Below are 25,644 nucleotides of genomic sequence, written 5' to 3'. Positions count from 1 at the left end.
TGGATAAACGAATGCAAGACGATATTTCAGGTTGGACGGATTGGAATGCCCATTTTGATGGGATTGAAGAGATTTCAAGTCCAAGTGAGTTACATGGATTACTCACAGGTATAGTTTGTGTCACACAATCACCAACCAAAGACGAATGGTCACAAATTTTAAATACGTTAAATGTTCCTGCATTATCGGAAGAGGCGTTAGAAAGCTTAACTGACGAAAGCGAAGATGTTTCTCATGCCTTGTCTGACGATGAATTAGATTATTTGCCGATGTTGCCAGATGATAGTCATCAACTTGTTGATCGAGTTCAAGCTTTGGCAGATTGGTGTGCTGGTGTAGTTCTAGGCTTCGGTTTAGCATCAGGACATATTCGTGCTGATGAACAAGAACTCATTGAACACTTACAAGATGTTGCAGCAGTTGAGTTTGAAGACTCAGATAATGATGACGAAGGTGAAGCAAGCTATGAAGAGTTATACGAGTTTGTTCGTTTAATTCCAGTGAGCTTATCGATTGGTCGCAAAAAGATTTCTGTTAGTGAAAGCTCACTCTTAAAAAACTTTCATGCCAAAAGCAGAAATCAAGAAAGCACAGCTGATCCACAAACTATCGTAGAAATGTTTACACCGCATCGTCCGAGCTAATGCGGTATTAAATCTCCCTAATAAATCCCTCTTACTTTTTAGAGGGACTTTCAAGCCGTAGGATAATATGAAACTAACTCAAGCTGATTTTAAACAACGCCGTGATCATTTAGCTCAGAAAATGGGTGCAAATAGTGTTGCTATTATTGCGACACGTGCAGAAATGTACCGCAATCGCGATGCAGACTATAAATATCGAGCCGACAGTAGTTTTTATTATTTAACTGGTTTTGCTGAACCTGAAGCAGTTGCGGTTTTGGAAACCTTCGCTGAAGGTGAAACGTATCGTTATTCCTTATTTTGCCGAGAGCGTAATCGCGAAATGGAGATTTGGAATGGATACCGTGCTGGTGTGGAAGGGGCTGTTGAAATCTATGGTGCAGATGAAGCATTTGCAATAGATTTATTGGATCAGGAAATCATTGCAAAGCTTTTAAATAAAGATCGTCTGTATTTTCGAATTGGTCATCAAGCTGAGTTTGATGCCAGAGTAAGTCAATGGATTCAAAAAGCTGATGCTCAACAACGTCGTGGATCAACCTCTCCAGCAGAGGTCATTCAGCTTGATCGACTTATAGATGAGATGCGTCTGAAAAAATCAGCGCAAGAAATCGAGCTAATGCAGATCGCATCAAATATCAGTGCTGATGCACATACACGTGCTATGCAATCAGTGAAACCAGAAATGATGGAGTATGCACTTGAAGCAGAACTCAATTATATTTTTGGTAAAAATGGTTGTGTACCAGCCTACAATAGTATTGTCGGTGGTGGAGAGAATGCGTGCATTTTGCATTACGTAGAAAACAATAAACCATTAAAAGATGGTGATTTGGTTTTAATAGATGCTGCTTGTGAATATGAATTCTATGCATCTGATATCACTCGTACTTTCCCAGTCAATGGTAAGTTTAGTCCTGAGCAAAAAGCACTTTACAATATTGTATTAGATGCACAACTAGCTGCGATTGATGCAACACGTATCGGCAATCACTACAAATATCCACATGAAGTCGCTGTAAAAATTTTAACTCAAGGTTTGGTTGATCTTGGCTTACTTAGCGGTAATGTAGCTGAGTTGGTTGAAAATGAAGCATTCCGTCAATTTTTCATGCATGGTACAGGTCACTGGCTAGGTATGGATGTGCATGATGTTGGTGCTTATAAGCATGGCGAAGACTGGCGTGCTTATGAAGCAGGTATGGTAGTCACCGTTGAGCCTGGTTTATACGTCGCACCTGATGATGAAACAGTTGAGGCGAAATGGCGTGGTATTGGTATTCGTATCGAAGATGATATTGTAGTCACTGAAAATGGACCGTTGGTTTTGACTAAGAATGTAGTGAAAACTGTTGAAGAAATTGAGCAATTAATGGCTAGTTAAGTCTGAAATATTGATCTAAAGGCTTATTCTAGGATAAGCCTTTTTTATTTGTCGAATTAAAATAAAACACAGACCAAACAAAGTACAAATTCCAATCCCAATTTGAGTTAGAGTAAGATAGGCTAGAGTATGTAGATATTTCATAAATGCTTGCGACAGTGGATATTTTTTAGGTGATACAAGGCATGGCTTATGAAATTTAGTCATTCTACATAAATAAGCCATAACGCAGTAGCGACAAAAAATATCCCTGTCCCACAGGGTTATGGCTAAAACTTCCTTAAACTTTGTTATGAAACTTGACAAGGAGTTGCCATTGCCTACGTTTCATGCCTCGTTTAAGTTGTTTTAGCCTATAACGCAACCATAGATGAAATATCAACAGACCCTTAACATCAAGTCATGAAAAACTGATAAGGAATAATATTATGCAGCAACAAGTCATCATTGTCGGTGGGGGTATGGTTGGACTCAGCCTTGCTTTAATGTTGGCAAAATCTAATATTGCCGTAAAGCTATTAGAAGCTGTGAAATATCCAAATTACGATGACGAAAATCTAGCTCCATATCACTCAAGTTTTGATGCGCGTAACACCGCTTTGTCACGCCGTAGCGTGCAAATTTATCAAAAGTTAGGATTGTGGGATGCATTACAACAGCATGCGACCCCAATTTTACAAGTGCATATCACAGAGCAGGGTAGCTTTGGTAAAGCACGACTAGTCGCAGAACAAGAGAAAGTAGAAAGCTTTGGGCAAGTAATTGAAAATGCGTGGTTAGGTCGAGTATTACTCACCCAAGTTCGTCAGCAGCCGCTGATTGAATTAATTGATGGGGTACAAGTGACGTCACTGACACAAGATGCAGATGAGGTTCACATTGAAGCCATGCGTAATGGTGAATACATACACTCGCTCAAATCAAAGTTAGTGATCGCAGCAGATGGTCGTGATTCTTTCTGTCGTCAAGCAATTGGTGTGGGTGTGGATGAACATGATTATGACCAAGTTGCGATTGTCACAACGGTTCAAACCTCTAAACCTCATCAACAGGTTGGTTTTGAGCGTTTTAGCGCATTAGGACCATTGGCGTTATTACCTTTACCTGGTGAATATCGTCGTTCTGTCGTTTGGCCAGTTAAAAAAGGTACTGAAGCTGAATGGTTGGGTGAAGAAAATGATCAACACTTCTTAGATGCCCTACAAGAAACTTATGGCGATCGTGCGGGTAAATTTGAAAAAACGGGTAAACGTTTTAGTTATCCATTGTCACAAGTTTTGGCTTACAAGCAGGCGGTTGGTCGTGTAGTTCTCATGGGTAATGCAGCGCACACAATTCATCCTGTTGCAGGGCAAGGCTTTAACCTTTGTTTGCGAGATGCCGATGTATTGGTTCGCTATTTACTAGAGCAGTTAGCGAAGTCTGATGATATTGGTCATCCTGATAATTTATTGGCTTATGAGCAAGCACGTTTAACAGATCAGCAGCGTGTGATTAAGTTCTGTGATTCAGTGGTGCGTGGTTTTAGTAATCAAAATCCGCTTCTTAAATTAATAAGAAATACAGGATTGATTGCATTTGATGTGATTCCTGGCATTAAGCCTTTGGTTGCGAACTACGCGATGGGGCTAAAAGCATGAGTGAAATGTTAGATGTCGTCATTGTTGGTGGTGGATTAGTCGGTGGTTTAACAGCTTTGTTGCTAGCACAAGGTGGCGTGCAAGCAACTGTATTGGATGCTGCACCAGTGCTTGATCAAGACAAAACTTTAGCCGTGATGAATCCACGTGTGTTGGCTTTAAGTCAAGCAACGATTCATCTACTAAAGACAGTTGATGTTTGGAATGATTTAGCACGACAAATGCCATATTCAGGTATGCAAGTCTGGAATAAAAATGGTTATGGTGAAATAAATTTTGGACATGCTTCCGAAGAGCAACCTCGTGCAGATCAAGCTTTAGGTTCAATGGTTGAGCCAAGTGTTTTGAATATTGCGATACAGCAAAAAATGTTACAGCAGCTCAAAGATTACCGTACCCAAGTAAAAGTTATTCGCATTGAGCAAATTGCAAAAGGTTGGTCGATTCAACTCGCCGATGGCACGATCCTCAAAACTAAGTTATTGATCGGTGCTGATGGTGCAAACTCATTTGTACGTGAGCAAGCTTATATTGATTTAGATATTTTAGACTACAAACAAGCTGCAATCAGTTGTGCGATTAAAACGACACAACCGAATCAATATGTCGCACGCCAAATTTTTCTACCTACTGGTCCACTTGCATTTCTACCTATGGCAAGCTTAGATCAACAAGAAAATGGCTACTGGCAATCAATTGTATGGACTCTACCTGATGATTATGCGGATGAATATTCGAAGTTATCAGATCAAGAGTTTATGCAATTACTGACACGTGAAAGTTTGCAAATGTTGGGTGACGTGGTTGATGTAAGATCAAGAGCACAATTCCCACTTAAAGCAAGAGCAGCTCAGCGTTATATCAAATCTAGTTTAGCTTTGATTGGAGATGCTGCACATGTCATCCATCCTTTGGCAGGTCAGGGCGTAAATATCGGTTGCTTAGACGCAGCAGTTTTATGTGATGTTTTATTGCATGATTTAAAACGTGGTGTATGGGCAAATGAGCAAACTTTGCTTCGCTATGAACATCAACGTAAAGGTCAAAACGACGCCATGATGCACAGTATGTCAGCAATCGGGTGGTTAGAAAGTTCAGAGCTATTTCCATTTGTTTGGGCAAGGAACTTTGGATTAAAGCAAGTCGAACAATTTGAAGTACTCAAGGAGCGCTTTATACAACAAGCGAATGGATTGGGTGCATTGCAACACACACGCTACGCTTGCTAAAAAATAGTAGATATTTTTTATACAATCATTTATAAATCAGAGTGAATTTGGTCGTTAAAAGTACAATTTGTTAAACATTCTACTTTGATAAATGAGAAGAGCTTGTTACATTTCACAAAGTTCTGATGACCAAATAACGATGATGAAGATTTAGTCATTGTGGGGAGAGTAATATGACGGAAATTAATGATTACGATGAAAATACTGAAGACTCTGCTGTAGACGATGAAGAGGCGAAAGCAGCAGAAAGCGGTGCAGATAGCGAAGAAGCAACGATTGATGATGCTGATCTAGCTGAAGCTGAAACGCTAACAGTGACTGCTAAACAGAAGCAGCGTCAGGCTTTGGAAGATGAAGTGGCTGCGTTCCTCGCTCGTGGTGGCAGAATTACTGAAGTTCCTCCTGGTGAACATCACGACTGAATTTAAAGCATTTCAAAGGCATCACGATTGTGATGCTTTTTTATGTTGATGTAATGTGAGATCGCATTCTAGTGGCTGATGTAATCCTTTTAAAATTCCGCATTGTTCTATCGTGCGGTGTTGAGAGCATTGTTGTTTCAGTTGAATAAAGTCTTGCTTGAGGTGCTCTAAATTTTGAATCTTTTGAGAAACTTCATTAAGGTATTGATCAATCAAGTGATCAACTTCGATACAGGTTTGGTTGGGATGAGTTGATAACTCTTTCAACTTTTGAATATCTTGCAGGGTTATGCCCAATTCGCGGCAATGTTTTAAAAATAAAAGTTCTGAAAGTATCTCTTCAGAATAATGTCGATAATTTCCTGCTGTACGTTTTGCTTTTTCAAGTAATCCAATCTTTTCATAATAACGAATGGTATCGATTGAAACACCTGACTTTTTAGATAATTGCCCAATTGTAAAATTCATTATGCTTGACTCTAGAGCTACTCAAGGGTTTTTAATCACTATAAAAGATTCTTAGAGAAAAGTCATGGCAGGATGTGGTTGTAATACAGCGTGTTCCCCAGCAAAAACAATGAGTCCTAAGTTTAGAAAGGCATTATGGATCGCATTAATTTTAAATGCACTTATGTTTTTTGTAGAAATCATCGGAGGAGCGCATGCACAATCTGTGTCTTTATGGGCTGATGCACTAGATTTTGCAGGAGATGCTGCAAACTATGCTATTTCATTAATTGTGCTTTCTATGAGTTTGTATTGGCGAGCAACGGCAGCTTTACTGAAAGGAATCACAATGGCTGCTTTTGGTATCTTTGTGATCATTAAAGTGATTTGGTCATGGTGGATAGGTGTGATACCTGAACCTATGCTAATGGGAGCTATTGGGATATTGGCATTACTGGTTAACGTATTTGTTGCCATCATGCTTTATACATTTCGAGATGGTGATGCCAATATGCGTTCCGTATGGTTGTGTAGCCGTAATGATGCGATCGCAAATATTGCGGTAATTTTCGCTGCAGCAAGTGTTTGGGGAACAGGAACCGTCTATCCAGATTTATTGGTCGCTTTTATTATTGCTTACCTCGGTGTGAGCTCAGGATTGAGCGTAATTCAGCAGGCGAGATCAGAGCGAAAAATGGATCAAAGTCGAATTTAACTAAAACGCTAAGTTGATAATCTTTTTAAAAAATGGATGTAGATATTTTCAGTAATCTACATCCATACTATTTTAATCTTGTTGTGTAAGTTCTAAAGCACGTTGGTAGGCAACTTTCTTTTTGATGCCTGTTAAATCAGCTGCCAATTGTGAAGCTGCTTTGACGGAGAGATCTTGTAGTAATCGTTTTAATAAGTCATCTAGCTTATCTTGTTCCATATCTTTTTCAGTCGTAGCACCACCAACGACAACAACGATTTCACCTTTTTCTTGGTTGTGATCATTTTGAATAAACGTTACGAGTTCTTTTAACGTCATTTTTTTGATCGTTTCGAAAGTTTTGGTAATTTCGCGAGCAAAACCTACAGGTCGATCTTCACCAAAGACCTGAACCATGTCTTGGATACATGCCAAAATTCGATGAGGTGCTTCGTAGAAAATTAATGTTTGTGTTTCATCTTTTAGCTTTTCAAGTTGACTAATGCGTTGAGAAGCTTTGGATGGAAGAAATCCTTCGAAACTAAAACGATCGCTAGGCAAACCAACAGCACTTAATGCTGCGATCGCTGCGCATGCACCAGGCACAGGAATAACACGTATTCCATGTTCTTGAGCAGCACGAACCAGTTTGAAACCAGGGTCACTAATTAATGGCGTTCCAGCATCACTGATTAGCGCGACGTCTTCACCATTTAACATTTTTTGGAGAAGTTGATCAATTTTGTTACTTTCATTGTGATCATGACACGCAGTTAATTGAGTTGAGATATTATAGTGTTTAAATAACTGTGCAGATTGACGAGTGTCTTCTGCCGCAACTACCGATACAGACTTTAAAATATCAATTGCACGATAGGTCATGTCATCTAAGTGCCCAATCGGGGTTGCTACAACAAATAATTGAGCACTCATAAAAGGTAACTCCCTAATGTATATAAAAAAATATTGGCTGCCGCTTTTTTTTGCAGCATTTTTGAGCCCAGCTTATGCGGACATCTTGGTGATTCTACCTGAATCTGGTGCTATGGCGCGAGCGAGTGAAAACATTAAACGTGGTTTCTTGAGTGCTTATGCAGCATCTGGCAGCCAAGAAAAAATAATTTTTGCCGATTCAACTAAAAATAGTATGGATTACATCTTTAAGAAGAAGGTGAATAACAAAATTAAATTGGTCGTTGGTCCTTTGGCTAGAACTGATATTGATGTTGTCATGCAACTGGAGCCTAAACTTCCTGTGCTGGCACTAAATGATGTGAATCAAGATGCTGAAAATGTGTGGCAATTTAGTTTGTCGAAACAACATGATGCAGCTGCCTTGACTCAATTATTAAAAAACGATCGCGTAAAAAAATTATGGGTTCTGCGTGAGACTGGTACTGAAGCAGCCACAGAATTATTTATGCAGGCTCTTTCGGTAGAATTTGGTTCAGAAATACAAGTTATAGACACTCTGCCTAAAAAAATCTCGAGAAAGGAAGGGTTGTTACTGCTGGGGCATCATCAATGGATTCAACAACTAGGTGAGCTACCTGAAAAGAAAGTCTATGCAACACCATTAAGTATCGAGCAGGGACAGACTATTCCTTTAGGACTTAGCTTTTGTGATACGCCTGCATTGTATAATGGACAATGGGTAGATCTTATTGAAGCGTATAAAGAGCAGCCTGAAAATATGGCATTTCAACGCTTACTTGCTTTTGGTGGTGATGCATGGACAATCACTCAATATTTATTGAGTAATCAGAATCAGCAAGAAACTTCATTTGTGGGGCGAACTGGTGCAATAAGTTTTAAAGACAATAAAATTTTCAGACAACCAACTTGCTACCAGCAACAAGAGCACGGAATCCAAATCTTAAAATAAGAAATAAATGTCATGACAGAAAACGCAAATGAACTCGGACATTGGGCTGAGCAACAAGCATTAATCTTTCTTCAACAATTTCAATATGAATGTGTCGCTCAAAATTACCATTCACGTTATGGAGAAATCGATTTAATTGTAAAACGACAGAATGAGTTGATCTTTGTAGAGATAAAGGCACGATCGGCAGGGAGCTATGCGGAGTCATGTGAAGTGATTACACGCTCGCAACAACGGAAAATAATAAAGACAGCGCAGCAGTTTTTACAGAATAATCCTGATTATGAGGATTTTGATTGTCGTTTTGATGTGATTTGTTTTGATTTTCCACAGAAAATTGCAAAAACAGTACAACCAGACTTTTCAAAATTGCAGTATGATCAGCAGTGGATTGAACATGCATTTACTTTAGATTGAGCATTAATTTGGTCATTTTGAGATAAATACCTAAGATTGAACAAGTTTGTAGATAGGGAGTCTTGCCAAGTGTTAAAACGTTTAACGATTACGTTACTTTGCGCTGCAAGTTTATCAGGATGTGCGAGTTTTATTTCGGGTGGAACAGGAACTTCACCTGTCGGCACAGATAGTGGGGAACGTAGTCTCGGACAAGTATTTATTGATTCGTCTATCAAGCGTACAGCCAATATTAATTTGTATAAATTAGATCACCGTTTTAAACAGTCCCGCATCAATATTGAAAGTTTTCATAGTAATGTCTTGTTAACGGGGCAGGTACCTGATCCATACTTGAAGCAATTAGCTGAAGATAATCTTCGAGCAATGAGTGATGTCAAAGCTGTACATAACTACATTACTGTTGGTGATAAAGTTGGCTACAACACGATTATGCAAGATGCAACAGTAACCGCAAATACTCGTGGTTTACTGATGAAAGCACCTGTAGTTTCAGATAGTAAAGTATTGGTACACACTGAAAATGGTGTTCTTTATGTCATGGGACGTCTAAATACTGCGGAAATAAGAGATTTGGATGACGTCTTACAAAAAGTTGGTAATGTGAGTAAAATTGTTACTCTGATTGATAATATTGACCAATCATCTGGAACGATGGCGAGTTCAACCACAGCAACTCCTATGGTGGGTACAGTGACGACACAACCTCTCGTTGAAACTCCAGTAGCAATTGATCCCGATCAGGCAGAACCTGCGACTTCTACACCGACTGTACCCTAATTTATGAAGCAACTTATTCAACAAGTTCAAGAAAATGTGACACGGGCGAAAAGCTTTTATCAAGAGTTTCGTCTGTATGATCTAGCCAGTTACTCAATCAATTATCTGACACCAAAGGATACCTTTGAAAAGGAAGAGCATCTTGCCTATGGTTTAAAGGCAAGACATCGTTTAGACCTTTATCGAACTAAAAATCCTAAAAAGCAGCGACCATTGATTGTGTTCGTGCATGGTGGTTCATGGCAACATGGTAATAAACGTGATTATCTTTTCGTAGGTGAAAGTTTTGCTCGAGAAGGTTTTGATGTTGCTGTTATTAATTATCAACTTGCCCCAGAACAAATTTTTCCTGCATTTGTTGATGATCTTGCTCAAGCAATTCATTATCTAAATCAAAACCATGCAAAACTTAATATTTCTACTGAAAACATTATCTTAATGGGGCATTCCGCGGGTGCTTTTAATGTAATGTCAGTGGTTTATTCTCCGTACGCTCAGAACTTCAAATATACTGATAAGATCAAAGCAATCGTGGGAATGGCTGGTCCATATCATTTTGATTATAAAGATGATCCTCTTTCTGAACATGCCTTTGATCAGCATGTACCGTATAAGCAAGTTATGCCATATTATTTTGTCAATCCGAACAAGATTAAGCACTATTTGTTGATGGCGGAAAACGATCAGTTAGTAGGTAGTCATAATACATTTGATCTGGATAAAGCACTAAGAGAAAAAGGCAATCATAGTCATGTGATGGTGATTCCAAAAACAGGACATATTACCATCGTGGCAACACTTGCAAGTTTTGTCAGTCACTACTTCAAAACGAAACGCACCATTATGCATTTCTTGGAAGAGGCTTTAGAAGACTAAATAAAAAAGCATCTTAATTAAGATGCTTTTTTTTGACCTATGATTTGAGTAATCATACTGTGGGCAATACTGCCTTTGAATGGGATTTCAGGTAATTCATTAAACTTGAAGAACTGAGCGTCACTAATTTCTTCTACTTGCAATTCAATGTCACCCGATTCGTATTCAGCATGAAACGCTATCATTAAGTTACTAGGGAATGGCCAAGGTTGGCTAGACATGTAACGAATATTTTTGAGCTTTAAACCAACTTCTTCAAGTGTTTCACGTTGTACAGCCTCTTCAAGAGTTTCGCCAACTTCAACAAAGCCTGCAATCAAACCATACATATTTGATTTGTTATGAGCGGATTTTGCTAGAAGAATCTCGTCAGTCCCTTTTGTGATCACTGTGATAATACAAGGTTGAACTCGAGGATATTGGTGATACCCACAAGCAGGGCAAACCATCGCATATTCTCTCGAATGCACCTCGGTCATATGACCACAATGACTACAGAATTTATGGTTACGACGCCACTCAAGTAATTGGACAGCACGGCTTGCTTGTAAGAAATCCGAAGTATCCCATGATTGTATGAGTTCTCTGATCGGAACTAATTGATAGCCCTCTGGAATTGGCTCGTTATCAAGAAGATCACGTGCAATTACTTGGTCATCGTGATGAATAGGCAAATCACTTGCTAACTTTTCAACTTGAGGTAACTGTAAATTTTCATCTACTAAGAGCTTTTGATGTTGAAAAATATAAGCAAGTGATAGTTGGGTCATTATGCCGCTGCGCTTTGTAACTGTTGACTGTTTGATAATGCCACATCAAACATAGATTGCAACACAGGTTGTTTGTTCTTTAAGTTATCAACTAATAGATCAAGTCCTGCGACAACATTTAAAATACAGTTAATGTGTTCAGCCTCAAAAGTTTCATTTTGAGCAAGTCGATGTTCTGCAAATTGAACTGCACCTAACAAAGCGGTTTGTTGTGCAGTACTTCCCAAGAATAGGGCAGCACCTGATAGTTCTTTGAGATAAATAGGCAGAGACTCTAAATTGTGTGCTGTAGAGTCTTGAGCGTAAAGACTAAGTGTTTGAGTCAGTGTTTCAATCAGAGTTTTGGTTTCGCTTAATAAAGCTTTGTGCGCTTCATCTAAACGATCCAAAGAGATTTGCATGTTATTCACACGTAATTGTAAACGACTTGAAGTATAGTTACGCTCAAGAATCCCGATAGAATTCATCGAAGCCAAGATACTATTCATTAAATGTTGTACTGATGCTGCATCAGTCAATGTATTTGTTTGGCTGAGTTTTTCTGCTTGCTGCGTCAGTTCTTTTGCCGCTTCATTTAGATTGAGAATTTTAAATACATTTGAGAGCTGATGAAGTTTTTGCTGAAGTTCTTGAGTTTTTTCAGCAGACATATTTTCATGGTTATATTCAATCTCGTTGCGGATTTGAGCCATCTCATCCGTCATTAGTTGGCTAATGGTATGAATTGTTTCGTAGTCTGGTCCGTACAAATGGCGACTCAAAACTTGTAGCTGAGTATCACTGAGTAACTCATCACCAATATTAAGCTGTTCACGAATATGATGAGAAAGATCATCTTCTTGACTGATACAAATACTCAAGATATCCGCTAAATCATTTAAGTCAGTTTGAAATGCATTGGGATTAGCAAGAAATTGACCAATATTGGTTTCAATCTTAATAAATGTACGTAAGCGTGCTTCAGTAATCAGTAGATCTTCAATATGTCCTAAACCTACATTCACAAGTTGCCAATATTGTTGACTTGGCAAACCCGATGCTAAACCAGCCATATAAACTGCAACAAGTTTTAAGCCTTGTAAATCCAAAGGTGTTTCTGCTTGTTTAATCAGTTTGTTTAAGCACAATTTATATAACTGATGGACATACTGTGATTTTTCTAAATCAGGGGCTTTTGGCAAATCAAAATTTGGCGTAAAGCAATCCAATAAAGGTTGAATCGTTTGACCTTCTTTAGTGATTGGCTTGCCTAATGCTTTTTCTAAACGATTGAGTGTATCTAATAGGAACTGTGGAACTTTAACTTCACGTAAACAAATGAATTCGATATAACGTTTCAGCATGGTTGTGCCTTCGCTCAAAGCCACAACATCACTGGTTTTAATTTGTTCAGGTTGAGCCATGATTTTACGCATAAGCTCAGCAGAGTATTGCGTAATCTGCGATAGGTGTGGGATATCAATCAACGCTAGAACATTCGTGCATTGTTCAAACTGATTGAGAGCATCATCAATCCCAAATGGCAAGGCTTGTTCTTCGGCAAGAGTATTGACTGCAGTCTCTACCAATTTAATCGAATTATCGATCTCATTTTTTATTATTAATAATGCCGTTGGGTCGAAATGAATCGAGGTTTGGTAAGACATATGACCTACACCTTTCCTAAGTTGTTATATCCATGAACCCTCTATGGAGAGGGTTTAAATCTTTAAGAGTTAATATAACTTAACTTTGAAAGCTTGAAACAAAAAAACCTGAACTTATAAGCAAATTTATTTTGCAAAAAAGCATGGTTTTCCATGTTTTTCTTCGAATTGTTTGACCCAAGTCTCATGTTGCTGAAGTTCATCATTAGTCGGGTAAATAATTGGCAAATCAATTTGTACGCGTTGGCGAGTGGTTTTATTCTGTTGTTGTTCGGTTTGGGATAGGGCATCCATATCAAATGAGACTTGACCACCTGTCATCGCCAAGTAAACATCAGCCAAAATTTCAGCATCGAGTAATGCACCGTGGAAGGTACGATCGCGAGCAGGAATTTCATAACGACGGACTAAGGCATCAAGTGAATTTTTTTGACCAGGATGCTTGTTTTTAGCAAGGGCGAGTGTATCCGTAACTTCACAAACTTCTGATAATGCTGGAAGCCCCGCGCGTTTAAACTCCATATCTAAGAAGTTCATATCGAAGGTCGCATTATGTGCAATAATTTCAGCACCTTTTAAAAATTCGAAAAGTACATCTGCGATTTCAGCATATTTAGGTTTGTCCGCTAAGAATTCATCAGTGATACCGTGTACATCGACTGAGTCGCCAACTGGTTTTTCTGGGTTAATATAAATATGAATTGAACTACCAGTAAGCTTACGATTAATCATTTCGATTGCACCCACCTCAATGATTCGATCGTTGTCTTGATAATAGAAACCTGTCGTTTCTGTATCTAGAATCAATTGGCGAGGGCCTTGTAGATTTAATTTTGCATCTGTAATTACAATGTATGGGTTTGAAGATTCATTTACAGATTTAACCTCTATATTTTCTTCGATTTGCTCTGTAACTTGTAAATCAATTTCAATCTCTTCAATCAACTCATCTGCTTCTGCATCAAGGTCCAAACCGAAGGGATCATCGAGCAGCCAATCAGATTCAGGCTTTTTTGTATCAGCGTTAGCCTGCGTCATTTTTGAGCTTTGTTTTGCAGTTTGTTCAGCACCCATGTTTGCTAGTTGATCAGCCATTTCATTTCCTGGATGACCCGCATGACCTTTGATCCAGTTCCACTCGATATTTCTATTTGCGCACACGGCGTCTAATTTTTTCCACAAATCAGGGTTTTTAACATCTTTCCAATTTTTCTTTTTCCAACCATGTATCCATTCAGTGATACCTTGTTTTACATAGTTTGAATCTGTCCAGATAATGAGGTGAGCATCGACTGGGCAAAAAGAAACACCTTCTATCGCTGCAGTTAATTCCATTCGATTATTGGTTGTTTCTAGCTCACCACCATAAATTTTATGTTCTTCGGTTTCTGTAATGATATAAGCTCCCCAACCACCTAATCCTGGATTGCCTTTACATGCGCCATCTACATAAAGTGTGATTGTTTGAGACATAGTTGAACCTAAAAGTTTAAACGAGAATGGTAGAGCGGATCATCATCAAAATAAGCAGAGTACTTTTTTAAAAAGTACATGCGAAAACAGTGTATCACCCCTTGATTACGGGCGGTATTGTAAAGCTAAATTGCATTGATGAACGTTACAAAACTCATCTTTTTTAATTTCTTGTAACATTTCGATGCGAATCACGTTAAATTATTGCCTTGTCTAAGTGACATGCTTTACTACAATGGCAAATCGAAGAAATAAACTAGCGTGAGTTGACTGGAAGTTTTTATGTATAAATCGACCACATTGGTGTGGCAACAATCTGCAACATCATTATTTAAAATTACTGTACTGACTTCTGCTTTAGCTGCGCTAGGAATCACGACAGGGTGTTCAACTACACCTCAGTCTTCTAAAGTCTCATCATCAAAACAATTAGGTTCTGGCTATTTGGATGCTAGTAGTTTGGATTCGCTTGAGGATTTACTATCAGCAACCGACATGCGTGCAGTAGAGGGTGATCGATTACTGGTTTTAAAACATGGTGATGTGTGGAAACGTATGACTGTTGGATTCAAAATGGATTTAAACCATTGGGATTCACGTATCGAAGCACAGCGTGGTTGGTTTATTTCTCGTCAACCTTATTTAGATCGTTTGAGTGCGCGTGCCAGTCGATATCTTTATCACACTGTGAAAGAGGCTGAACGCCGTGGTATGCCAACGGAATTGGCTTTGCTACCAGTTATCGAAAGTTCATACGATCCAGCAGCAACGAGTAGTGCAGCAGCAGCAGGATTATGGCAATTTATTCCAAGTACTGGACGTATTTATGGTTTACAGCAAACCAGTCTTTATGATGGTCGTCGTGACGTAGTTGAATCTACGCGTGCTGCATATGAGTTTTTAGGTAGCTTGTACAACCAGTTTGGATCATGGGAGTTAGCATTAGCTGCTTACAACGCAGGTCCTGGACGTATTCAACAAGCGATTAACCGTAATAAGGCAGCTGGCTTACCAACTGATTATTGGTCATTAAAATTGCCACAAGAAACGATGAACTATGTACCTCGTTTCTTGGCAGTTGCTCAAATTATCAAAAATCCAAGTGCTTATGGCGTGGCTTTACCTCCAATTGCCAATCGTCCTCACTTCCGTGAAGTCAGTTTGTCAGCACCTTTAGATCTGAATCAAATTTCATCTATTACAGGTCTCAGCCGTGCAGAGTTATATGCGCTCAACCCTGCATATCGTGGTGAAACGGTTGATCCAACAAGTCCGATGCGTATTTTGATTCCTGCAGATTTGAGTCCATCGATCGATGCAAAACTTCGTTCGGGTAAATCAAGTTCTGGTGGCTTCTGGGCTAGCAATCAGACTCCGCCTGCTATGAATAATACATTGAGTACTTCAACGACAACGCGCACAAGTACTGGACAGGCAATTAGTCCTTCGACAAAAACACCTCCGCCATTAACGGCAAACACTACAACGCGTCCAACATCTACCACAACGACGAAGATGAGTACGCCTAAAGGTGCTGATGCATTGGCATCTTTTGCTGCTGCTGCTGATGTACCAAGTGCACCTCGTATTCCAGTGGCGATTACACCTGCGCCTAATGTCAAACCTGTGAATATTGAACCACCAATTTCACTAAAAGAGCGTGAGCAAATCGTTGCAGCGGTAAAAGACGAAGGTGAGAAGAAAACTGTTGCTCAAGTTTTAGAGCCTCAACCTACGCAGGCTGAAAAAGACCAAGTTGTTGCTGAAATTAAAGCAATTGCACCGAAAGGAACTGAAATTGTTGATCCGTTTGATGGCAAGATTAAGCTCACTGCGATCCAAACTAGCCAATCAGTTGCTGATGAAAAAGGTCAAGAAGTCACTAAAGGATTCGCTTATCCAAAAAACTTGGTTGAAGACGAAACGACTGCGAACAGTGATGATGCTAAACGAAACCAAGGTAAACCTTATATTAAAACGGACACCGATGTTGTTGTTGTAGCACCAAAAGGCAAACGTAGTACTTATGTCGTATTACCTGGTGACACATTGGCTGTGATTGCACAGAAAAATGGAGTGAACTGGCGTGATATCGCGCAGTGGAACCAAATTGATCCAAATGGAACCTTGTTTGTAGGTACTAGCTTGTATCTCTATGATGCAAAACCACAAGCTGAAGTTGTGAAAGCAACAGAAAATAAGCCTGATAGCTATGTCGTACAATCAGGTGATAGTCTTACCAATCTTGCTGCTCGTTTTGATTTGAGTATCAAACAACTAGCCGATTTTAATAATTTATCAGTTACTGATGGATTATTTGTAGGGCAAAAACTGAGCTTAAAAGAGCCAAAAAATTCAATACGTAGTTCTCAACAAAATAGTCGTGAGATTGATAAAGTTTCCACTAATAAAAAAGTGGCAACAAAATCATATACTGTGAAACGCGGTGAATATCTCAAATTAATTGCTGATCGTTATGCATTATCAAATCAAGAGTTGGCTGACCTAACTTCAGGTTTGACGGCTACGAGCGATTTGATGGTTGGTCAAAAAATCAATGTACCTCTACATGAGGTATCTAAAGTAGATGAGCCTACTGAATCAAATGCTAAGGTTAATTATAGCAATGTGACAGCTTCAACAAGTTATAAAACTGAAAATTATACTGTTCAACGTGGTGATACCTTATCCAGTATTGCTAGTAAATCGAAAATAACATTGAGTGAACTGGCTGATCTAAATAACTTGAAGTCCAACAGTGGTGTGCGTTTAGGTCAAACCTTGAAGATACCAGCAGGTTCATCTGTTCCAGAGCAGTACGTCGTTCAATCAGGTGATAGTTTAAATGCAATCGCTGGCAAATATGATTTAAGTGTAAATTATATTGCTGATTTGAATGGATTGGAACGTACTGCTGGATTACGTGTAGGACAACGTTTAAAACTTGCTGGAGATGCACCTTCCAAGTCATCAAATGTCACAGCGACAAAAGTCAAAGATAAAGATGAAACGGCACCTGATATTTACACCGTAAAATCAGGAGATACTTTAAGTAATATTGCTAGTCGTTATTATCTACAGCTCGATTATGTAGCTGCATTAAACGGCTTGTCACGTAACAGTACAGTTCGGATTGGTCAGAAGCTCAAACTTTCTGGTGATGTACCAAAAACAGAAACAGCAAAAGTTGAGTCAAGTAAAACGAACTCTAGATCTGCTTCTAGTAAAAATACGGAAAAATATACTGTAAAAGCTGGTGAATCCCTCAACAGTATTGCAAATCGTTTTGGTATGTCGAGTCGTGAATTAGCTGATCTTAATGACTTGAAAGCAAATGCTGGCTTGCAGCGTGGTCAAACGATTTCCGTTCCTAAAGTTGTCACTGAATACAAGGTGAAGCGTGGTGATACCTTAATTGGTTTAGCAAGTAAATATGGTATGGAAACTAGCGCTTTGGCTGAGATGAATGATTTAACGCCAAGTACACAATTGCGTATAGGTGATGTTATTAAAGTGCCAAACCTGTAAGTACTGATGCTTTCATTATCTACAACTCAAAAGCTTAGTCTGTTCGGGCTAAGCTTTTTTGCTCAAACCACATTTGCAGCCCTTCAAACGACACCATACTTAGCGATGCATGTGCAGCCTAAATATGCCAATTTTTCAGTCATGCCATATGCGGATGTTAAAGCACCTAAAGGTGGTTTATTTAGCCAATCTACATTAGGCACTTTCGATAATTTAAATAGTATGAATGGAAAAGGGAGTGCAACAGAGGGCGTGAACTATCTTTTTGATAGTTTAATGGATCGTTCTTTGGATGAGCCACGAGTGATGTATCCACTACTGGCTGAAAAAGTAACTTACGATCCTGACAATCTGAAGTCCGTAATTTTTCACCTGAATCCTAAAGCACGATTTAATAACGGGCAGGCATTAACATCGGATGATGTGAAATTTACTTTTGATACATATCAAACCAAGGCAAATTTGGGTTTGCAGATGTATTTATCAGATTTGGCAAAAACCGAAATTCTATCAAAGCACCAAATCAAATTTATATTTAAATCCAATAAAAATGTTGAAATGCCATTAATTGTGGCGAGTCTTCCAATTTACTCCAAAGCAGATTGGAAAAACAGAGATTTTACTCGTATTACGCTGCAACCTATTGTTGGCTCAGGACCTTATATAGTTGATCGTATTGATGCGGGTCGTAGTATTACTTATAAACGCAGTCCAAATTACTGGGCCAAAGACCTCGCTGTTAACCGAGGGCGTTATAACTTTGATCGACTAAAATATGTGTATTATCGAAACTTAGAAGTGAGTTTCGAGGGATTTAAATCTCAACAATTTTATTTCTATGAAGAAAAAAATATCCGTAATTGGGTGATGGGGTATAACTTTCCATCTTACCGATCAGGTTGGGTTAAAAAGTATAAGGCTCAATTAAGCACCCCACTGGATATACAAAGTTTAGTATTTAATACACGACGATCACCATTTCAAGATATTTATTTCAGACAGGCATTAACTTACGCCTATGATTTTGAATGGCAAAATAAAGCACTTTTTTTTAATCAAAATAGACGACTACAGAGTTTTTTTGATAATACTGACTTAGCCGCAGTTTCTAAACCGAGTTCTGCTGAGCTGAAGATTTTAAAACCTTATCTGGCAAAGCTTCACCCGATCATCCAACAAGGTGTAGTCACAGATTGGCGTTATCCTAAGTCCGATGCCAGTGGATTTAATCGTAATAACTTACTACAAGCACAAACAATCCTTAAACAAGCAGGATATAAGATCGTTAATGGTAAATTGCATGATCCGCAAGGTCGATTGATTCAAATAGAATTATTACTTCAACAAGAGAATCCACAACGTGAGCTGATGCCATTCGTGCGTAATTTAAAGCGACTTGGAATACAGGTCAATTTGCGTCAAGTGGATGTCCCGCAGTATATGGAGCGGATACGTCGTCAAGATTTCGATATGATGGTTTTTAAAATGCCGCAGACTTTGACCCCTGGAAAAGAGCAGGCACAGTTTTGGGGAAGTAAGGCTGCAAATGAAGCAAATAATTATAACTATGCAGGAATACAGTCTCCTGTAATTGATCAAATTATTGGAAAAATAATTGCAGCTAAAAGTCGAGATGAAGTTGTACTCTATACTCGAATTCTAGATCGCTTACTGCGTGCGGGCTATTACCATATTTTGACATATGGTAAACCAGATCGTTGGTTTGCTTATTGGGATATTTATCAGCAACCAAAAACTAAACCAAAACTTTCTGTCGGGTGGGAATATTGGTGGGTTGATGCAAAGAAAGCCAAGATGCTCAATCAATCTTCGATTAAACATTAAATCAAATAATGAAGGATTAAGTTTATGCTTCACTATATTCTGAAAAGAATGATTTTGATGATTCCGACATTATTTTTAATTCTGTTAATCAATTTTATCATCGTACAAATCGCACCTGGCGGCCCAGTTGAGCAAGCCATACAACAAATACAAAATGCTCAAGGATTGGGTGTAAACCCAAATAATTCAAATACGCTGGGTGAATTGGCTCAGTATGAAGGCGCTCGCGGCTTAAGCCCTGAGATGATCGAAAAAATTAAAGCCCAGTATGGGTTTGATCAGCCTGCTTATGAACGGTTTTGGATCATGCTCAAAGGATATTTAACCCTTGATTTTGGAACAAGCTTTTTCAAGGATAAAACAGTTGTACAATTACTGTATGAAAAACTTCCTGTTACCTTGTCCTTAGGTATATGGAGTACTTTCCTGATCTATATGATTGCAATTTCGTTAGGGATCAGCAAAGCCAAACAGAATGGTTTGCTTTTTGACCGTGCGACCTCATTGTTATTGGCAATTAGTTACGCCGTCCCATCATTTGTATTTGCTATTGTACTTGTGGTTTTTTTTGCAGGTGGAAGTTATTGGCAGTGGTTTCCTTTACAAGGATTAGTGTCGGAAAATTTCGAGCATTTGAGCTTTATAGGAAAAGTTAAAGATTATCTTTGGCATATGTGCTTGCCGATTATCAGTATGGTATTGGGAAGTTTTGCTGCTTTGACATATTTGACGAAATATTCTTTTGTTGAAGAACTTAATAAACCTTATGTGCTGACAGCAAGATCAAAGGGATTAAATGAAAGTCAGGTACTTTTTCGACATGTATTCCGCAATGCGATATTGATTGTTGTTGCTGCTTTACCTGAAACCTTGGTTGGTATTTTCTTTGTTGGTAATTTATTTATCGAAATCATTTTTAATTTGGATGGCGTAGGATTATTAGGTTTTGAAGCGATTACGCAACGTGATTATCCTGTGATTTTTGGTACGTTATTTCTATTTACATTCTTCGGTTTAATTCTTCGCCTTATAGGGGACGTACTTTATCACTGGATAGACCCACGCATTGATTTTGAATCACGAGGTGGGCGTTGATGTCACCTTTAATGAGAAATCGACTATATCGTTTTAAGCAAAATAAATTGGGATTTTTCAGTTTAATCTTATTTTTGATTATTTTTAGTCTTTCTATCTGCGCTGAGTTTATAGCAAATGATAAACCTCTGCTTGTTAGTTATAAGCAGTCACTCTATTTTCCATTATTCAAAGATTATCCTGAAACAACATTTGGTGGCATATTTGAAACATCGACTGATTATCAGGATCCTGCTGTAAAACAATTGATCCAACAGCATGGCTGGATGATTTCACCAACTGTAGCTTTTTCATATCAAACTCCAAATTTATCTCTCACTGTTCCAGTACCATCTCAGCCGACATTACAAAATTGGTTAGGGACAGATGATCAAGGTCGTGACGTATTTGCTCGCATCTTGTATGGTCTAAGGGTTTCACTTTTATTTGGAATCGGGCTAACTATAGCGGCAGCTTGCATCGGAATAGTTGTAGGTGCAGTACAAGGGTATTATGGTGGTTGGATTGATCTAATTGGACAGCGACTTTTTGAGGTATGGGGGGGCTTACCCATGCTGTTTATTGTGATGATATTGGTCAGTATGTTTAGCCCAAATGTATATTGGCTCTTTTTAATTATGTTGTTATTTGGATGGACTGAATTAGTAGGATTAGTAAGAGCTGAGTTTTTGAGAGCACGAAATTTTGATTATGTACGCGCTGCTCAGGCTTTAGGTGTCAAAGACCATAATATTATTTTTAAACATATTTTACCAAATGCAATCAGTTCAAGTTTGTCGCAAATACCATTTATGCTTACAGCAAATATTATTGCTTTAACGGCACTAGATTTTCTTGGTTACGGATTACCTGCGGATGCAGCATCGTTAGGCGAACTGCTGTTGCAAGGGAAAAATAATTTAGATGCACCATGGCTAGTATTGTCTGGCTTTTTTACTTTGGCAATTGTGCTATCACTTTTGATTTTTATTGGGGAGGCTGCTCGTGAAGCATTTGACCCAAAACAATAATACTGCCTTGTTGAAAGTTCAGAAATTAAGTATTGAAAACCAATTAGGCACTAAGCTAGTTGATAACTTCAACTTTGAACTTCATCATTCACAGACTTTGGCAATCGTTGGTGAAAGTGGTTCAGGAAAATCAATAACTTGCCTTGCAATATTAGGATTGTTATCTGATAGCCTTAAAGTAAAAGGTGAAATCCTGTTTGATACTGTGGATTTGCTCAAAATAAATCAGCATCAATGGCAGCAAATTCGTGGCAAAAAAATAGGGATGATTTTTCAGGAGCCGATGACAGCACTTAATCCATTGCATTGTGTAGAAAAAATCGTTGGAGAGAATTTGTTGTTGCAAGGATTGTCTAAATCTGAAGTCAAAGAAAAGACTCTCGACTTATTAAATGAAGTCGGTTTAGAAGATGCAACTCATCTCTTGAAACGATTTCCACACGAACTTTCTGGTGGTCAACGGCAGAGAGTCATGATTGCTATGGCATTGGCATTGGAACCTGAAATTTTAATCGCTGATGAACCGACTACAGCTTTGGATGTTGTTTTACAAAGACAAATTCTTGATTTGCTCAAACAATTACAACACCATCATAAAATGGCAATTCTCTTAATTAGTCATGATTTAAGTGTTGTTAAACAGTATGCAGATGAAGTGTTAGTTGTTAATCAAGGACGAATTGAACAGCAGGGTGATATAAATGAAATTTTTCGACATCCCCAAAACGAATATACCAAAAGCCTGTTGTACCATGATTTTGGGATTGCACTAGAACAAAATAGTGGAAAAACATTGCTTGAAATTCAAAATCTGTCAGTACGTTATCCGATTAGAAAAGGATTATTTAATCAAATAAAACAATATAAAACAGCTGTTAGTAATATTAGTTTCTCATTAATGTCAGGTGAGGCTTTAGGTATTGTGGGGCAAAGTGCCTCAGGTAAAACATCGCTAGCACTAGCAATTGCTCGACTTATTCTTAGTGAGGGAGAAATAAATTTTGAGACACATAATTTAAATCAACTAAATCAAAAACAGTTAAGACCTTTGCGTCAGCAATTTCAAATTGTCTTTCAAGATCCTCTAAGCAGTTTGAATCCTCGATTATCAGTTTTTCAAATTATCGCAGAAGGGCTTGAACTGAGTGCAGTAAAATCAAACCTGATCGAAAATATGATCGATGAGGTGTTAATGAAAGTTGAATTAACTCCTTCTGAAAAATTTAAATACCCACATGAGCTTTCTGGTGGGCAAAGGCAACGAGTCGCCCTAGCGAGAGCCTTGGTTTTGAAACCAAAGTTGTTGATCTTAGATGAACCGACATCAGCTCTTGACCGCATTACACAACAAGCAATTATTTTGCTTCTGCGACGGTTGCAACACCAAGAGCAGATCAGCTATTTAGTGATCAGTCATGACTTACAAGTCATAAAATCCCTCTGCCAAAATGTTTTGGTGATGCATGAAGGTAAAGCTTTGGAATATCAAGCTTCACAAGATTTATTTCGTGATCCTCAAAATGAATACACAAAATTATTGATTGAGGCGAGTTGTATATAGCATTGTAATTAAACTGACATATGTTATTGTCAACTTATCGGAAGATATCTTGACATCAACAATAATCAGATTAAATTAGAGTAATTACTCTAATTTGTAGCAGAGGATGACCATGAGTCAGATTGCAGACAGTATCCAAATTCGCAACACAACATTCAAAAATCGTATTATCAAAGGTGCTATGAGTGAAGCTTTAGCTAATCACGAAGGTCAGCCGAATGATTTACATATTGGATTGTATGAAGCTTGGGCTAAAGGTGGCTTGGGGTGTGCAATTACAGGAAATGTAATGGTTAACATTGCGGCTAAAAATGAGCCAGGTGTCGTTGCGATCGAAACTGAACGTGATTTGGCGAAGTTGCAACAATGGGCTGCGGTAGGCAAAAAATACGGTATGGTACAATTAATTCAGTTGTCACATCCGGGTCGTCAATGTCCAAAAGGATTAAACAAAGAAACAGTAGCACCGTCTGCTGTACCTTTTAGCCCGATGTTAGCAAGGATGTTTGGTACTCCACGTGAGTTACGACATGAAGAAATTCTAGATATCATCCAACGTTTCGCTACAGCTGCAGCAGTCTGTGAGAAGGCTGGATTTGAAGGTGTACAGTTACATGGTGCTCATGGTTATTTGATTAGCCAATTTTTATCACCACTAACCAATAAGCGTACTGATGAATGGGGTGGTTCAATTGAGAACCGTATGCGTTTCTTAATTGAAATTTATAAAGCCGTTCGTGCTGCGACTTCAGAAAACTTTATTATTTCGGTAAAACTCAATTCAGCTGATTTCCAACGTGGTGGTATTACTGAAGAAGATGTGATTGCAGTATTTAAAGCAATTGATGCTGCAGGAATTGATATCATCGAGATTTCTGGTGGTACTTATGAAGCACCTGCAATGGCTGGTGCAAAAGCAGAATCACGCAAAGCAAGCACTATTGCACGTGAAGCATATTTCTTAGAGTTCGCTGAAAAGATTCGTCAGCATGTCACATGTAAGTTAATGGTGACAGGTGGTTTCCGTACAGTCGCAGGTATGAATGCTGCACTGGAAAGTGGTGCATGTGATTTTATCGGGATTGCACGACCATTAGCGGTTGAAACAGATTTAACAGATAGCCTAATTGCAGGTAATGATGTGCGTTATGCTGTAAACCAAATTAAAACAGGCATTCCTTTTGTTGATAAAATGGCAATTATGGAAATCATTTGGTATGCGGCACAATTCAAAGCAATTGGTCAGGGTAAAAAACCAAATCCTAAATTATCACCATTACTTGTTTTCTTGAATTATGCCAAAGGCAATATTAAAGCGGTTGTTAAAGGTCGAGTGAATTCGCGTAAATCGGCATAACTGAATTACCACGCAATCGTCCAATAGGACTGAAACGTAGAAGCAGACCATTGTCCTTTGATTAAAGATTTTTTAAAGGCGGGTCTGTTTTCTATTTGGGCTAAATAACGCTGTATATGTTTAAATTGATGGTCATTTGCCGAGCAAGCCAATAATGGAAACCACATCAAAATATCTGCAACCGTAAATTGATCCCCAGCAAACCATAAATGATCTTTTAAATGCTTATCAATCATGGTCATTTGTTGCTGTAACGATGGATTTAAATAGCCTTGATCAAATCTATATTTTAAAAACTTTGAAACGAAGCGAACAGGAAATGGTGTACGTTGTACAATCTGGTGAAAAATTTGTTTGAGTAATAGATCTGGAATAAATGTGGCTTCACAATAATTTTTCCAATAATAAAAACTTTGAAGTTGCGATCCTAATAATTTACTTTGCCCTAATTGAGGGTATAGATAAGATAAGTAATCAATAATCGCTGAAGTTTCGGCTAAGATAAAAATTTGTTCTTGATTTATTATTTCAACGGCAGGAAATTTCGATAATTGATGCGGTGAATTTTTCTTTTCATCTAAGTCTGAATGATGGTTGATGACTAATTCGTAGGGAAGTCCTAATTCTTCTAAAAACCAAACGATGCGTTGAGAACGTGAATTTTGTAAGTGGAATAAACGGATTTGCATATTAGGTTTAAATTTATAGTTTTGATCAGTTTTCAGTATAGGGTAGAAAATATTCTAAGGATAATAAAATAGATTTTTCAAAATAATTATTTTTTAGCAGCTCTACGTATAAAAAACTAATAAAAAAGCCACTGTCTGAATGATGCAGTGGCTTTTTGAATTTGGCGTCCCTACGGGGATTCGAACCCCGGTTACCGCCGTGAAAGGGCGATGTCCTAGGCCTCTAGACGATAGGGACTTCTTGAGGTGGGT

The 25,644-nt window shown here is 38.4% G+C and carries 22 protein-coding genes and 1 tRNA gene; 16 read left to right on the top strand and 7 right to left on the bottom strand.

All coding sequences use genetic code 11. The features are described 5' to 3' along the window. Positions 1 to 11: 11 nt before the first annotated feature. From IRT38_RS13550 to IRT38_RS13530, 5 genes are all read left to right on the top strand, one after another. Positions 12 to 644, top strand: coding sequence for a UPF0149 family protein (locus tag IRT38_RS13550; RefSeq protein ID WP_194597991.1), 633 nt, complete (start codon positions 12 to 14; stop codon positions 642 to 644). Between the two features lie 67 nt (positions 645 to 711). Continuing rightward, complete coding sequence (gene pepP / locus IRT38_RS13545) at positions 712 to 2,028, top strand: Xaa-Pro aminopeptidase (protein ID WP_194597990.1); 1,317 nt, start codon at positions 712 to 714, stop codon at positions 2,026 to 2,028. A 428-nt stretch (positions 2,029 to 2,456) separates the two neighbouring features. Next, the gene (gene ubiH / locus IRT38_RS13540) at positions 2,457 to 3,668 is read left to right on the top strand and encodes a 2-octaprenyl-6-methoxyphenyl hydroxylase (protein WP_194597989.1); all 1,212 of its coding nucleotides are present in this window, start codon (positions 2,457 to 2,459) and stop codon (positions 3,666 to 3,668) included. Then, positions 3,665 to 4,897 carry an FAD-dependent monooxygenase gene (locus tag IRT38_RS13535; RefSeq protein ID WP_194597988.1) on the top strand — a complete coding sequence of 411 codons (1,233 nt, stop codon included), beginning with the start codon at positions 3,665 to 3,667 and terminating at the stop codon, positions 4,895 to 4,897. The genes ubiH and IRT38_RS13535 overlap by 4 nt, the downstream gene beginning before the upstream one ends. A 173-nt stretch (positions 4,898 to 5,070) precedes the next feature. Then, entirely contained in the window at positions 5,071 to 5,319 is a 249-nt protein-coding gene (locus tag IRT38_RS13530) for a hypothetical protein (protein ID WP_004912421.1), read from the top strand. A 21-nt stretch (positions 5,320 to 5,340) separates the two neighbouring features. Here the strand turns inward: IRT38_RS13530 and IRT38_RS13525 are convergent, their stop codons facing one another. Further along, positions 5,341 to 5,790, bottom strand: a complete 450-nt coding sequence (locus IRT38_RS13525; protein ID WP_171053783.1) for a MerR family transcriptional regulator — start codon at positions 5,788 to 5,790, stop codon at positions 5,341 to 5,343. 61 nt (positions 5,791 to 5,851) lie between these two features. On the opposite strand from IRT38_RS13525, the gene IRT38_RS13520 reads away from it, so the two are divergent. Next, on the top strand, positions 5,852 to 6,481 hold the full coding sequence (locus IRT38_RS13520) for a cation transporter (RefSeq protein WP_042890838.1): 630 nt from the start codon (positions 5,852 to 5,854) through the stop codon (positions 6,479 to 6,481). A gap of 72 nt (positions 6,482 to 6,553) precedes the next feature. On the opposite strand, the gene rsmI is transcribed toward IRT38_RS13520, so the two are convergent. Then, entirely contained in the window at positions 6,554 to 7,393 is an 840-nt protein-coding gene (gene rsmI, locus IRT38_RS13515) for a 16S rRNA (cytidine(1402)-2'-O)-methyltransferase (RefSeq protein ID WP_004955272.1), read from the bottom strand. A gap of 16 nt (positions 7,394 to 7,409) precedes the next feature. Between rsmI and IRT38_RS13510 the strand changes: the two genes are divergently transcribed. The 4 genes from IRT38_RS13510 to IRT38_RS13495 all read left to right on the top strand — a co-directional run bounded on the left by IRT38_RS13510 (position 7,410) and on the right by IRT38_RS13495 (position 10,418). Then, complete coding sequence (locus IRT38_RS13510) at positions 7,410 to 8,345, top strand: penicillin-binding protein activator (RefSeq protein WP_194597987.1); 936 nt, start codon at positions 7,410 to 7,412, stop codon at positions 8,343 to 8,345. Between the two features lie 12 nt (positions 8,346 to 8,357). Next, positions 8,358 to 8,762, top strand: a complete 405-nt coding sequence (locus IRT38_RS13505) for a YraN family protein (protein ID WP_194597986.1) — start codon at positions 8,358 to 8,360, stop codon at positions 8,760 to 8,762. A gap of 69 nt (positions 8,763 to 8,831) precedes the next feature. Then, entirely contained in the window at positions 8,832 to 9,542 is a 711-nt protein-coding gene (locus IRT38_RS13500) for a BON domain-containing protein (RefSeq protein ID WP_004955265.1), read from the top strand. Positions 9,543 to 9,545: 3 nt separating this feature from the next. Beyond that, the gene (locus IRT38_RS13495) at positions 9,546 to 10,418 is read left to right on the top strand and encodes an alpha/beta hydrolase (protein ID WP_194597985.1); all 873 of its coding nucleotides are present in this window, start codon (positions 9,546 to 9,548) and stop codon (positions 10,416 to 10,418) included. Between the two features lie 17 nt (positions 10,419 to 10,435). Here the strand turns inward: IRT38_RS13495 and nudC are convergent, their stop codons facing one another. The 3 genes from nudC to dnaQ form a co-directional block, all read right to left on the bottom strand. Continuing rightward, on the bottom strand, positions 10,436 to 11,188 hold the full coding sequence (gene nudC, locus IRT38_RS13490) for an NAD(+) diphosphatase (RefSeq protein ID WP_194597984.1): 753 nt from the start codon (positions 11,186 to 11,188) through the stop codon (positions 10,436 to 10,438). Continuing rightward, complete coding sequence (locus IRT38_RS13485) at positions 11,188 to 12,834, bottom strand: chemotaxis protein (protein ID WP_151690460.1); 1,647 nt, start codon at positions 12,832 to 12,834, stop codon at positions 11,188 to 11,190. The genes nudC and IRT38_RS13485 overlap by 1 nt, the downstream gene beginning before the upstream one ends. A gap of 126 nt (positions 12,835 to 12,960) precedes the next feature. Beyond that, the gene (gene dnaQ, locus IRT38_RS13480) at positions 12,961 to 14,307 is read right to left on the bottom strand and encodes a DNA polymerase III subunit epsilon (protein WP_194597983.1); all 1,347 of its coding nucleotides are present in this window, start codon (positions 14,305 to 14,307) and stop codon (positions 12,961 to 12,963) included. Positions 14,308 to 14,589: 282 nt separating this feature from the next. Here dnaQ and IRT38_RS13475 point away from each other — a divergent pair, with 282 nt between their 5' ends. From IRT38_RS13475 to IRT38_RS13450, 6 genes are all read left to right on the top strand, one after another. Continuing rightward, positions 14,590 to 17,835 (top strand): LysM peptidoglycan-binding domain-containing protein, encoded by a 3,246-nt coding sequence (locus IRT38_RS13475; RefSeq protein ID WP_194597982.1) that lies wholly within the window; start codon positions 14,590 to 14,592, stop codon positions 17,833 to 17,835. A 6-nt stretch (positions 17,836 to 17,841) separates the two neighbouring features. After that, complete coding sequence (locus tag IRT38_RS13470; RefSeq protein ID WP_194597981.1) at positions 17,842 to 19,680, top strand: extracellular solute-binding protein; 1,839 nt, start codon at positions 17,842 to 17,844, stop codon at positions 19,678 to 19,680. 24 nt (positions 19,681 to 19,704) lie between these two features. Then, positions 19,705 to 20,775, top strand: a complete 1,071-nt coding sequence (gene yejB / locus IRT38_RS13465) for a microcin C ABC transporter permease YejB (RefSeq protein ID WP_194597980.1) — start codon at positions 19,705 to 19,707, stop codon at positions 20,773 to 20,775. Continuing rightward, positions 20,775 to 21,785, top strand: coding sequence for an ABC transporter permease (locus IRT38_RS13460; protein WP_194597979.1), 1,011 nt, complete (start codon positions 20,775 to 20,777; stop codon positions 21,783 to 21,785). Before yejB ends, IRT38_RS13460 begins: the two co-directional genes overlap by 1 nt. Then, positions 21,760 to 23,346: a dipeptide ABC transporter ATP-binding protein gene (locus IRT38_RS13455; RefSeq protein ID WP_194597978.1), complete on the top strand. Its 1,587-nt coding sequence runs from the start codon at positions 21,760 to 21,762 to the stop codon at positions 23,344 to 23,346. The genes IRT38_RS13460 and IRT38_RS13455 overlap by 26 nt, the downstream gene beginning before the upstream one ends. A 112-nt stretch (positions 23,347 to 23,458) precedes the next feature. Beyond that, positions 23,459 to 24,703: an NADH:flavin oxidoreductase/NADH oxidase family protein gene (locus IRT38_RS13450; protein ID WP_194597977.1), complete on the top strand. Its 1,245-nt coding sequence runs from the start codon at positions 23,459 to 23,461 to the stop codon at positions 24,701 to 24,703. A gap of 5 nt (positions 24,704 to 24,708) precedes the next feature. Here IRT38_RS13450 and IRT38_RS13445 read toward each other — a convergent pair whose 3' ends face one another. Both IRT38_RS13445 and IRT38_RS13440 read right to left on the bottom strand, forming a co-directional pair. Then, positions 24,709 to 25,392, bottom strand: a complete 684-nt coding sequence (locus tag IRT38_RS13445) for a glutathione S-transferase (RefSeq protein WP_125318443.1) — start codon at positions 25,390 to 25,392, stop codon at positions 24,709 to 24,711. Positions 25,393 to 25,554: 162 nt separating this feature from the next. After that, positions 25,555 to 25,630, bottom strand: a tRNA-Glu gene (locus IRT38_RS13440). Positions 25,631 to 25,644: the final 14 nt, after the last annotated feature.

Source organism: Acinetobacter sp. SK-43 (genome assembly GCF_015351505.1).
Lineage (GTDB): Bacteria > Pseudomonadota > Gammaproteobacteria > Pseudomonadales > Moraxellaceae > Acinetobacter > Acinetobacter junii.
The sequence above is the reverse complement of the archived record's forward strand: the minus strand, read 5'-3'. Positions and strand labels throughout refer to the sequence as shown.